Genomic DNA, 11,640 nt, shown 5'->3' with positions numbered 1-11,640 from the left:
GGCTGGACTGGTACAACTACCACCGACCCCACACCGGAATCAGCGGCCACACACCAGCCAGCCGCATCACCAACCTCTCCGGTCAGCACACCTAGGCCTTCCGCTTCAGAAGCTGACAACCACTCGAACAAGTAGACGTTAATCCAGTAGGTCTAGCCTTTCACGTAGCCACGAAATGATACGTGCATGAACATGACATTTGCACGGGTTATCTCAGCAGCCGAGATCGGAAGTTGTATGTTCATCTCCATGCCCTCGATCCCTTGCTTGCCCCCGCAGTTGACATCACAGCCCACCACGGCTGCGGCGACGAGCGCTGCCTCAACTCGTGATAGTTCATCGCCCCGTACTCAGCGCAATCCGAGTGATTGGCCTGATCCGACGCCCGAAAGTGCGCCTTAGAGCGCGAACAGCGCAAGCCTACATTTGCAGCGCAGAGTCGCTTCTCGCACTTATCTGCTGATGTGCAGCGGAGACCCCTGCACATTACTCCCGCTTGAGGACTAAAGCAGCAGAAGCGCCGATCGAGCACCTTTCACATATTCACAAGATACGCGCACAACTGGAATGGATCGAGGCATTCCGGCAGTCACCTCGGCAATGCCATCACGATCTATCAAAGAAGATCTGCTGAATTAACAGTGACAGCAGTAGCTCCCCAGCTCGCCGCACAAGCCAAGCACTGTTTACGCCGAATGGAGGGATGTATGCCGAGACAGCTCACTCCCACGGAGATGACAATTCTCCGGCAGATCGAGGTCGATGGCAAGTGGTCCGCTGCGTGCTCAGCCATTTACATGTCTGACAGCGATACTGACAGACGCAGCATTAATTGTGATGCGGGAGGTGTGGTCACCGTCAGATCCGAGAATAAACAGGTGACGGACCTTGCCGTGCTAGCCAGTGAGACTTCCTTTCGCGGAGCGGTTACGGCGACGCAGTCTGATACGCGGCGCGATATATGGAAGCACTCGTGGGCCCACCAGCTCCGAGACCTCGCGAGGACCTACCCGAGCTTGCAATATCTTCAGCCACTTTTTGAAGATAGGAATATAAGAGAAGCGCTCGCCGATAGCGCATTGAATCACGGACCCAACCAGGTAAAACTGGTGGCTCAGGAGCAGATGCGCATCAAGGCCGCTCAGTCCGCAGAGGCGCACTTCCCGTCCTCCGGCACTGAGGTGCCCGTTGAGCCGGGTCAGACTACCGCGCGTAGAGTTGAAGCTGGGCTCTCGGTAATGCCCGTGATCCCGCAGACTGCGCGCCGAGCAGGGCCAAATTAGGCAGCGCTCGTAATTCTATGAAATTGCGCCTCCCAAGTACCAAATTCCGGTAGCGGGGTGCGGAACGGCGCCCACAATAATGGCGTCGTCCGCAGGTGGCGACTGCGGAAATTTTCGACTGCAAGCGACGACGCATGAAAGAGCCACCAGATAGCTGCCGTAGTGCGCATTGGGAGGCCTCCGGTGACTGCCCGGCCGGTCCCTGTTGCCGACCTTGCCGGTTGACACAGGTTGGAACCCAGGGCCACCGACGCCGCACGCGCGCTCGAAGACCAGGCACGCGCTGGCGCGGCTGAGCTCGCGGCCATCGAGGGACGGGCGCACCGGGGGTCAACGCAACCGTGGTGTTCGCCGCCCGCCTGCACCGCTTGCGGGCATGCCAACCCCACGGTGTCCTCAGTCACGCCCCCCACCCGGGTACGTGGGCCAGGCGAGATCATCCGGCTGTCTGCCCTGACGGACGGCGGCGCCCTGCGGCCGCAGCTACGGGGGCGTGGGCGCCGGCCAAGCGTCAAAGTGAGCTTGAGACTTGCCGCGGTAGAGCAGGCCAGGTTGCTACCCCGATGGAGTTGAACAGAGTCCCTGGTGACCACTTCCCCGACACACCCCAGCCCCCCACAACGTACGGGTCGGACAAATCGCGGGGTGGCGCTTCGGCACGATGGACAACTACCTCACTCCTCTCCTGTCCGACCAGTTCTAGTGGACCCGTGCGGGCCCGCCGACACCGGTGACACGTGCTGATCAGCGAAGCCGTACACGTCGTCCTTCCCTCTGCCCGGGCACTGAGCAAATGGGAAGAACCGCGGCTGCGATGTCGTCGGTAGGGCGATGCTCAACGGCAGACCTACAGAGCACGTTCAGCAATCCACCGCCACACCACCTTCCGGGAGCGAACCCTACTGATCTTTTCGGGGGGTGTGGTGGCCTTGCGAGTGGGAGGCTTTCGGGGTGGTTTATCAACCCTCGTCTTCACTGCTGGCTCGTCTCTTCCTTCCTTGTCGCGGCCTCAGTTGGCGTAGGCGCGTCGTGTTCGGGCGGTCGAGTTGTTCGAGGACGGTGTCTCGAATGCGCAGATCGCGCTGGCGGGTGGGGTGTGTGCCGAGAGTGTGCGGCGTTGGCGTCGAGTGTGGGAGGAAGGCGGCGTTTCGGCCCTGCGGCGGCGTGCGGCTACCGGTCGTCCGCCCAGGCTGGACGATGCCCAGGTCGAGAAGGTCCGGGCCGCGTTGGCGCGAGGAGTCAGACTCATGGGTTCGAGGCCGACCGGTGGAGCCTGGAGCGAGTAGGCACCGTCGCGGAGCGTGTGACGGGAGTGGTGCTGTCGAGGGCGTCGGTGTGGCGACTGCTGACCGGCCGGCTCGGGTGGAGTCTGCAATGTCCCGAGCGGCAGGCGGTCGAACGGGACGAGTCAGAGATCGCCCGTTGGATCGCGCACAAGTGGCCGCGCATCAAGAAGGGGCTGTGAAGAAACGTGCCTCGATCGTGTTCGGCGACGGATCAGGAGTCTTGCAGTTGCCTCAGATCCGCCGCACCGACGCACCCCGTGGCCGGATCCTGCTGCTGCGGCACCGCCTGCACTGGAAGCGAGCGTCGATGGCCGGGGCCCTGGGCTACCACTTCACCGATTCCGAACGCGGGGCCCGCCTGTGCTTCCACCTCAAGCCCGGCAGCTACGACACCACCGCTCTCATTGAAGTCCTCGAGCAGATGAAGGCGTGCTACCGCGGCGAGCGAGTCGTCCTGGTCTGGGACGGCCTGTCCGCCCACTGGAGCCGCGCGATGCGGGCGTGGGCCGCCGAGCACGACCGGCTCACCCTGGAACGATTACCCGCCTACGCTCCCGAGCTCAATCCGGTGGAACTGCTGCGGTCCTCGCTCAAGAAATGTGAACTCGCCAACCTCGCCGGCGACCACTTCGCCGATGTCGCCGACGCCACCGAACAAGGCATCCACCGCATCAACCACAACCCACAACTGCCATGATCCTTCCTCGCCCACACCGGCCCGACCATCCACTCAACACACCCACCGAACTTACGAAAAGATCAGTACTGTCTGTGATCCCCATCGTGGTGGCTGCCTTGACCGGTGTCGCCCTCCTGTCTGTCCAGGCCGTGTACCGTCGTCTCAATCTGGACCTGACCTGCGTCACCTGTAGCATCCCGTCCGGTCACCGGGTGGCCGGCCACGACGACCGCTTCTGCCGCAACATCGTCAAGGAGCAGCGGTGTCGGGCCGAGGCCGTGGCGGCTGCCGTCGGCAAGCCGCCCCCACCCCTGCCCGACCTCTACGGCCGTTCCTGGCCTCGCAACTGGTAAAGGCAACTGTGGTGACAGACAGGAGACGCGGCTTAGAAGGTGAGGGCCTAAAGCCACTGGCGCTCGTGGAGCGTTACCGGACAACGGTGGCTTGTGGTTTCACCGCGCAGCGATCAGTGCCCCCTGAAGGCACCCGCCTCGTGCGACTTAGGGCCGTAGTCGTAATAACTGCAGATGCCGACCGTGACGGGCTTGGCACGGTGAGGCGGCGTCGGGGCGGGCTTGCGCTGCGCTGGCAGGGACGGGCATCCGCCGATCAAGTGCTCATTGGCGATGAGCCACACGCACCGTGCTGATCACGCTGCCGGCTCGGGCACCATGCCGGCTCCGAATCTCCTCGACCACGTCAAAGACGTCAGCCGCGTCACCGTACCTCGATCTACTGAGCCGCAGACTAAGCAACGTCTCGGCATATCGCGAACTAGGGAGATTGCACCGATGCCTCTTCCGGCCCTCAGTGCTGATGAAAATGATCTATTGTCAGAAGTCGTGCACAGATTCGGATTGCATGAATATTTTCCTGCAGATATGTACCCCGGTTCAACCGTGAAGTCTCTGCTAGAGAAAGGCTACTTCCGGCGAGCGGGTGAATGGATTGTAATACCCAACCTCGCATTTGAAGTATTGGATGCTCTGCGGCCTTACGTGAAAAGAACCCCTTTCGGGGTTGAGAATCACTATACCGATAGACAGATGGCAGAACAGGAGCGCCCATACGCTATTCCCGTGTACGCATTTAACCCATCGCCGAATTCCGGGGCATCTCACTACACAGTGTATATGCGTCAAAGCGTTCGCGTAGCACATCGAGGCTACCTCGGCCTCGAGGAGAAATGGAAGCGTTGGGTGTGGAATGATATACAAGAGCGGGAACGGCAAGGCGCTTGGGGGATGGTGGACGGAGCTGATGACGCAAAGGCGGCAGAATTTCAGTCCCATCTTCTGCAGGAAACCGTTGCGGGTGGCCTCTTAAAGCATGTGCCCGCAGAGCTGTCTTTGATGATAGCTGACCACGCTGGGTATAATCGCCTGTCCGACGATGTACGTAGACTTCGACTGAATGCGACAGTTGCCGCTAGATCTATGTGCCTACTCAAGGCGAAAAGCAGAGGGAAAGAACGCTTTGTTATATCCAATGCGCGTGAGGCGCTAAAGACTTACTATGATTCCTGGCTTCCTCTCATGTGGGATCCTGAGCTTTCAAGGAGTCAGAATCATGCAACGGATAAGGCCAGGCGCGATTTTGAGTTTCTTCATTTTTTGGAGTCCGGTGTCGGTGAGGAATATTTCACGAACCAAGGGAATCCCTTCTTGTTGCCCCGGCCGACTAGCTGCATCGCAATGATGATCAAATCTCAGGTGACGGGGCTCCGCACTGCGGGCCCTAGCCCTCTGCCCATGCCGGACGTGGGGCTATCCGGTGAGACGGCACAGGCGCTGTACGCGCATAATTTTCGCGCACCGAGGGGAGAATCGTCGACATCGGGAATCCATGACGCTCTGACTGCCGCGTACTGGGGGTTGCCGGCGGAGGAGAGGCAGGTTGTGGAGAAGTGGCATAAAGACCATTCGAGCGACAGCAGCATGTGGAAAGGGGATTGGGATCCCAGCAGAGCAAAAAGACCTATGCCCATTCCCAGAGCCGCCTCCCTCTATCCAATTTCCGCGCTCCGTAGAAGCCAGGCAGGATTGAATCCTGCCTCGCAGCATGAAGCGTCCGCGACAAGGCCCCTTTTCGGACCGAGTAAAATGACAGGCGGGAGACGCTCGTGATAGGAGATCCGCCGACCGGTGGAGGTTCACATCATCATGCCAAATTTTCTACTGATATATGCCGTTGGCAGCCTGTGGCGATGTACTTGCGACAGCTTCGCGAGAGTTGCGCCAATGCGCACCTCTACGTCCCTCCGACGCAAGGGCAATCCTGAATAGCTGCAGTTCAGGGGCGTTTGGACAGCCGCGACGACCATGCTGATGCAGCGGGTGGAGCATTGGGCTCGGTGGAGGATGCGCCAGGATGTCCGCTGAGCGAGGGCGCGTTTCCGGGAGCTCTGAGTCCGGCGTGGTTGCGGTTGGACTGCTGATAATGCTGGGGCTGTTCGCAGTAGTGGTAGCAGCAGTGCGGAAGGTGGTGCCGGCGGCCTGATAGGTGCGGTCGGCCAGGATGAAGGCGTGTCTGGTGAGGCGTGCATGGACGATGCTGAGCTTGCTCGGCTGTCAGATCGTGGGTGCGGCTCGGTGTCGCGGCCGAAAACCACAGCGGCGTGCCGTCGGGATCGGTTGATGTCCTGCACGTTCATCCCATGCCGGCGGTGCTTTGTCGAGTAGTTGGGCTCGTCCGCGCCGATCCCGTCGATGGGGATCAGGGTGCCGTCAACGATCACGTGGTCGCCTTCACCGAGTCCGGTGAGGGCCTCATGGAGACCGGGTGCCCGGCGGGCCAGGATGTCCAGGGTCTTGTCGACGTACCGCCAGGCGGTGGCCTGCGACATCCCGAAACCGGCTCCGAGCTGCGAGAACGTCTCGTTCTTCCCCTGGTGCACCAGCGTGAGCACACCCGCCGACCAGGCCATTTCGCCCTCCAGCACAGTGTGAGACAGGCTCAATGAGCTTCTTCAGCGTTGCCGCTCCAGGGTGAGAATGGCTTTGGCGATTGACGTCATGCGGTTGGGGCTGCAGCGGGACCTGCGGAAGATGCGCCAGGACTTCAGGCAGGCCACGCCGCGCTCAACTGGTGCCCGTGCCGCGGCCAGAGCCCGGTTGACGGTCTTCTCGGTAGGGATGAGTTCCCGCAGGGGCCTGCGGTTGATGCCCGTGGTCAGCCAGGGGCCACCGCCCTGGGTAGCGAAATCGGCGAGGATGGGGACGCCCTGGCGCTCGCAGATGCGGATGATCCGGTGCGTGCGGGCGGCGGTCAGGTCGTGGGAGCGGCCCGGCAGCGCGGGCGAGAGCCACAGCAGCCGGCCGTCCGGATCGGTGACTACCTGCACGTTCACCCCGTGCCGACGGTGCTTGTCGGAGTAGTCGGCCCGTCCGTCGCCGACCCGGTCGCACTCGGCGAGCGTGCCCTCCAGGAGCACGAAGTCCGGCATCTGCTCGCGTAGGACCTTCAGCAGGCCCGGTGCACGGTCGGCGAGGAGGTCGATGACCGTGCTGGTGTAGGCGTGGGCGGTGGACTCGCTGATCCCGAACCCGGCAGCGACTTTCGCCAGGGTGGTGTGCTCGCGCAGGTACACCAGTGCCACGTCCGCACGCTGGGACGGACGGAGCTTGCAGCGGCGGTCACCCTCACGGGGTGACGATGAGCATGGTGACCCACTCCACGAGCGCATGTGGCAGGTCGAGTGCGGCAGGATAGATGACCAACGAGGCCCCTGAGCAGCGTGGTTGAGACGTCAGACATCTCGATCAACTGCCCGGGGGCCTCGCTCGTTGCGCTTCACGGGACTGTCACCCGATCGGTGGCCCGCTCGAAGAAACTCAATGAGCTTTTTCAATCACCCCCGCAGGGCGCACGATTCATCTGGGTTTGACCGGCTTTTGAGCTGCATAGAGGGGCGACGCTGGCGGACACGGCCGTCACCCGACCGGTGGCTACTTTTTGCAACAGAAGCGACTTGCATCTTCTCCCTTGGCTGTCCAAAATGAGGAAGGTGCAAAATATCTCGGAAGGAGCCCTCGCATGCCACTCACCAATGTTCAATCTATAGCCCTTCGTAAAATTGTACAGAAATACGGGTTATACCACCATGTCAACGAAAATGATTCTGAATATAGTCCCGATACCTATCGCGCCTTGATAGACAACGGGTACTTGGAACGGGACAGGACCGATTCAACGCTCGTCGCCCCGAAAACGGAAGTCGAGTACAACTACCAGTTCAAAGGGAATTTTGGAAGTTACGGTTGCCTCTACGGATCAGATGCGAAAAGACTCATGGCCATCGAAGAGTCTAGGGCGAACACTCCCATCTATAAGTGGAACCCGCACGCCCAGGCTGGCGAGCCCTTACATGAAGCCTATTTGCGAGCCAGTGTGCGTTCGGAAGAAACTTCTATTCTAACGGACAAGTGGCCAGTGTACGTCAACCGTGTAATGCAGCTGATTCGCCTCTCACCAAATGCACATCGGGACAGCTCCGACTCGGCACTCCTCCACCATGTGGCTGACGACATCATATCTGGGCGCCGGGCCGAGATGGAGGTGGAAAATTATTTCAGGGGAGTCACCATGAGGGGCAAGGTTGCGGAATTTGACCCAACGAAACACCTAAACCACGATATTTTTGAATACTTGACAGAAGAGCACATTGTGAAGGATTTAGGGCGGCGGGCCCGAATGCTACAGGTGGCCGCTGTTCGTTTTGCTCTGGATCTTGCTCGAGATGGCGATTATGAAAACACCCGAGCCGAATTCGGGCTCTACCACAGCCTGCCTTGGGATCCCGTCCTGGCCGCGGAGCGGGACAATCCGAATGATAGGGAAATCGACGAGGCCAGATTTGTATTCAATACCCTTCACCACTACGTCGGAGGAAATTGGTCAGCTGAATACGGGAGGGGCCCCTTCCGGGTGCCGGTTGAATTCGGAGACGACTGGTGCTGGTATGCTCGTCACCTGAATTTGACTTCAGGGCTTGCCGAGACCTTAAAAGAATCAATGCGCGATTCGCCTTTTTCCGAACAGGCCCAGCAGGACAAAGTGACGCTGCTGAATATTCTTAGCCGTGCATATAATGCTCTACCGGAAAACGAACGGTGGCACGTCATAAAATGGCACGCTGCGGCCGAAAGTAACAATGCGAAGTGGGATAATAGTTGCGGCTGGGTGCCGTCTAAGCCACCAGTTACTGAGATAGCCAGAATGACGGCCGCTCCCACCCCCGAATTGGCAAGAAGTTCTAGGGTAGGGATTGGGCTCCAAAGCTTCAGGCACATGAACGGCACACAGTTGGCTCCGGGATCATCCCAGAGCCGTTGAACTGATTACCATCGGCCACCTTCTGGAGTTGAGCTCGCCGAGGGCCATCTCGCCAAACAGCCCTCAGAACCCTGCGCATGCCCATTGATCAGAAACTCAAAGAGTTCTCTTCGAGGGTGTAGCGGACGTGCCAGCCGTGTAAGTATCCGCGGACGAAGTGCGGCTAGCGCTGACGGCGGTGGAAGAACCGTCGTGCTTCGCTGGCGAGTTGAACCTGGGTACGAGCTCTACTGCTCGCGGGAAGTCAGGTGCTGTCCGAGGCTGAGCAGGCGCCCCCTCGCCAGGCGGTACTTGATCACCGCCTGGTCTGGGACGGCCTGTCCGCCCACTGGACGGCTGCTCAGGTCGCGCCGGTGGCGACATGGCGCACGTCGAGGCTGGGGGGATGGTGTGTCCTGGCCGAGCGGGTGCCAGCGGGGGAGCGCGGTGCGCCAGCCGCGTTGTTCTGACCAGAGCAGGGCGGGGGCCGGTGGTGCGGGGACGTCCAGACCAGCGCGACAACGCGGACAGCGTCGTCGGGGTACTGGGGTGGCGATGGAGCTTCATCCGCGCGCGTGCAGCGCTCGGGCCACGGAGGTAAGGCAGGGGCGGGCCTGTCGGCCGCGGAGGTAAACCGGCAGCTCGCGGAACAGCCGCAATATGCGCAAAGTCAAGAGGGGCGGATGTTGCGGAGCCCGCCCAGCTTATGTCGAATCCGTGCAGAGTCTGGAGCCGTTGGAAACCACTTACCCTCAGTTCCTCCATCCCACCGGCACGTCCGGTCCCCAGACGACCATGACTTAACGGAAGCACTGTCGGAAGACAGCGATGACTTCCTTGCCGACGCGATGAGGAACAACGCGTCCGGCCCTGTTCGGTTCGGACCCCCTTCGCCCGGCCCGCACCGGCCGGGAGAGGGGGCGCAGCCCCGGCCGCACTCCCGTCACCCCATCCAGCCGGCCCCATTCCCTCACTCTCGCCGGTTCACTCCTCAGCACTCCCGTCGTAACACCCCGGCTTCACGGCCTGGCTCTCCCACCACTGCCGCCCCAGCAACCCAGGGCAGCGCCCAGCGGCCTCGCCACTCACACGCGCGTCGTATACCCCTCCGTCCTCCCTCATCCCGCCCACCGGCAGGCCCAGCACACACCCCTGCCCCTCCCCCACCACAGCCCAGTGCCATAGACGTCGACATGTTCGACGCCAATTTCATCCCCCGCGAAGCCGGCAGTGACAGTGAGAAGCCCGCAGACCTCACCGACAGCTGGGACCTCCCCTTCCACGGCCACCAGACACCCCTCAACCTCACCTTCGCCCGCCCCGGGCTCTGTCGGCCGCTGAGGCTGACGTCGGCGCGGACACTGGCGCGGCGGGTCTGGCTGGCCGGATAGTCGAGCGCGGCGGCAGCCTGCGGGGTGTGAGCGCGCTGCTCCATGAGGGCGGGGCCAGTGCTCGACTCCGCCCGCGCGCACCAGGTGCCCGCAGGCGGCCTGGTCCTTCCTGCAGCGGTCGCACACCGACATGGACACCCCGCCCAGCGGGCGGCCTCCTGACGGCCCAGCAGGTCCTCGTCGTCGTCCGTCGCCAGCAGCGGCGGGACGGGGCGCCCGGCCAGGTACGCCCCAACCTGCTCGCCGTAGTAGAGGCGGGTCCGGCCCGCGTTTAGCGGCGCAGGAAAGCGGCGTCCTCGCCGTGCAGCGGCATAGCCAGGTCGGCGTCCTGTGGCGCTGGAGCTGCGTTCCCGTTCGTACGGTCGGCCCCTTGCTCGTGGCATCGAGAGCTGCGACCGCTCTCACTCCAGTGTCTGGTCCGGGCTCCAGGGGATCGATGATTCAGGTGCGAGTGAGCTGGTTCGCACTCGTATAGTCATGCGGGTTCACGGAAAGGGAGGTGGAGACAGTGAAGCTTGCTGAGGCACTGGCCGAACGTGCGGAGGCGACGCGCCGTGTAGAACAACTGCGAGCACGCGTCGTCGACAGTGCGCGCTACCAGGAAGGGGAGACACCCGCCGAGGACGCGGCTCAGCTGCTGGTTGAGGCCGGTGAGGTGCTGGACGCTCTGGAAACGTTGATCCGGCGGATCAACCGGACCAATGCCACCGTTGAGATGGATGTGGACGGCACGCTCACCGACGCCCTCGCACGCCGGGATGTCCTGCGGTTGCGTCACTCTGTGGTCACCGCGGCGGCGGACGCTGCGGCGGGCAAGGGCGAGCGGAGTTACGGCCGGCAACTTCGGTCCGAGCTGCTGATGCTCTCCGCGCTTCCGGTAGCGGAGCTACGCGGTCAGGCGGATGCACTCGCCCAGGAGATCCGCGAGGTCGATGCGCGGATCCAGCGTTCGAACTGGGAGGCCGATCTGCTGGACTGAGTTAGCAGGGCGAACGATGTGGAGCAGGTAGCAGCTTCGGAGGCGTGCACGCACCGAGGGTTGGCGGTCTTCCAACCCACTCCCGGCGCGTGAAGAGCAACGCGGGGTTCGACTCCCGATGAACAGCGCAGCTCAGCACCGCGTACAGGTGACAGTGCACATCGCACAGCACATCACCACGTGCAGATCCGAGGCAGTGAGGGCGGGTTCGGGGCTATCCACAACGTCACGCTATGGGAGAACGGTGATCTCTGGCTCTGTTGCTGACGTCCGAGACTGATGTCGTCAGTGTGAGTCCGGCGCCAGCGAGTCATCCGTCGATAAGTTCGTGCCTATATGGGATCTGACGAAGACACTGTCGCAGGGCGCGCATCAAGTGGGCTGGATCGGTGAAGGCGGTGGTGGCCTGACAGCGTCTTCGGCGAAGCGACAGTGGACCGTCAGCGAGTCCGGCCCGAAGACCGGCGGCGACTGCCGCGAGGCACTCGCGGTCACCGGCTCTCCGCTTGCCGCCATCCTACGGGCGCGGGACCACTCTTGGCGGAACCACCCGTTGAAACAGCGTCCACAACTCGGTCGTACCTACCGCTCCGCCGGATCCGCTCTGCATGGCTTAACCTCGTGCTTTCACGAGGTGGGCTGTCCAAGAGTTGATCAGAAACACGGAAAGTGCCCTTGACCTGCAACGATGGGACTTGCTGAGGGTCCT

General features: G+C 62.0%; 5 protein-coding genes and 4 pseudogenes. 7 read left to right on the top strand and 2 right to left on the bottom strand.

Features of this window, described 5'->3' with window-relative positions; translation table 11 throughout:
• Positions 1 to 2,320 precede the first annotated feature (2,320 nt).
• The 4 genes and pseudogenes from ACH4C6_RS34970 to ACH4C6_RS34955 all read left to right on the top strand — a co-directional run.
• Positions 2,321 to 2,569: pseudogene (locus tag ACH4C6_RS34970) on the top strand (helix-turn-helix domain-containing protein); the annotation flags it as partial.
• A pseudogene (locus tag ACH4C6_RS34965) lies at positions 2,554 to 2,748 on the top strand (winged helix-turn-helix domain-containing protein); the annotation flags it as partial. The pseudogenes ACH4C6_RS34970 and ACH4C6_RS34965, both read left to right, overlap by 16 nt.
• Positions 2,745 to 3,266 (top strand): transposase, encoded by a 522-nt coding sequence (locus tag ACH4C6_RS34960; RefSeq protein WP_398112667.1) that lies wholly within the window; start codon positions 2,745 to 2,747, stop codon positions 3,264 to 3,266. The pseudogene ACH4C6_RS34965 and the gene ACH4C6_RS34960, both read left to right, overlap by 4 nt.
• Positions 3,267 to 3,397: 131 nt before the next feature.
• Positions 3,398 to 3,601 carry a hypothetical protein gene (locus ACH4C6_RS34955; RefSeq protein WP_398112666.1) on the top strand — a complete coding sequence of 68 codons (204 nt, stop codon included), beginning with the start codon at positions 3,398 to 3,400 and terminating at the stop codon, positions 3,599 to 3,601.
• A 1,922-nt stretch (positions 3,602 to 5,523) separates the two neighbouring features.
• Here ACH4C6_RS34955 and ACH4C6_RS34950 read toward each other — a convergent pair.
• A pseudogene (locus tag ACH4C6_RS34950) lies at positions 5,524 to 6,156 on the bottom strand (transposase family protein); the annotation flags it as partial.
• 60 nt (positions 6,157 to 6,216) lie between these two features.
• Positions 6,217 to 6,967, bottom strand: a pseudogene (locus ACH4C6_RS34945) (transposase family protein).
• A 316-nt stretch (positions 6,968 to 7,283) separates the two neighbouring features.
• Between ACH4C6_RS34945 and ACH4C6_RS34940 the strand changes: the two are divergent.
• The 3 genes from ACH4C6_RS34940 to ACH4C6_RS34930 all read left to right on the top strand — a co-directional run bounded on the left by ACH4C6_RS34940 (position 7,284) and on the right by ACH4C6_RS34930 (position 10,931).
• Entirely contained in the window at positions 7,284 to 8,582 is a 1,299-nt protein-coding gene (locus ACH4C6_RS34940) for a hypothetical protein (RefSeq protein ID WP_398112665.1), read from the top strand.
• 1,172 nt (positions 8,583 to 9,754) lie between these two features.
• A complete protein-coding gene (locus ACH4C6_RS34935; RefSeq protein WP_398112664.1) occupies positions 9,755 to 9,952 on the top strand; it encodes a hypothetical protein in 198 nt (65 codons plus the stop codon).
• A gap of 508 nt (positions 9,953 to 10,460) precedes the next feature.
• Positions 10,461 to 10,931 (top strand): DIP1984 family protein, encoded by a 471-nt coding sequence (locus ACH4C6_RS34930; RefSeq protein WP_398112668.1) that lies wholly within the window; start codon positions 10,461 to 10,463, stop codon positions 10,929 to 10,931.
• Positions 10,932 to 11,640 lie beyond the last annotated feature (709 nt).

Origin of the sequence: Streptomyces sp. NPDC017943 (assembly GCF_044328425.1) — a bacterium.
Taxonomy (GTDB): Bacteria; Actinomycetota; Actinomycetes; order Streptomycetales; family Streptomycetaceae; genus Streptomyces; species Streptomyces djakartensis_A.
Note: the sequence above shows the minus strand (reverse complement) of the source record. Positions and strands in the feature narration are given on the sequence as shown.

What these genes read in the sequence shown, in the direction of transcription:
- ACH4C6_RS34935 (WP_398112664.1), top strand. Translation starts at nt 9,755, where the DNA reads ATGTTCGACGCCAATTTCATCCCCCGCGAAGCCGGCAGTGACAGTGAG.
- ACH4C6_RS34940 (WP_398112665.1), top strand. Translation starts at nt 7,284, where the DNA reads ATGCCACTCACCAATGTTCAATCTATAGCCCTTCGTAAAATTGTACAG.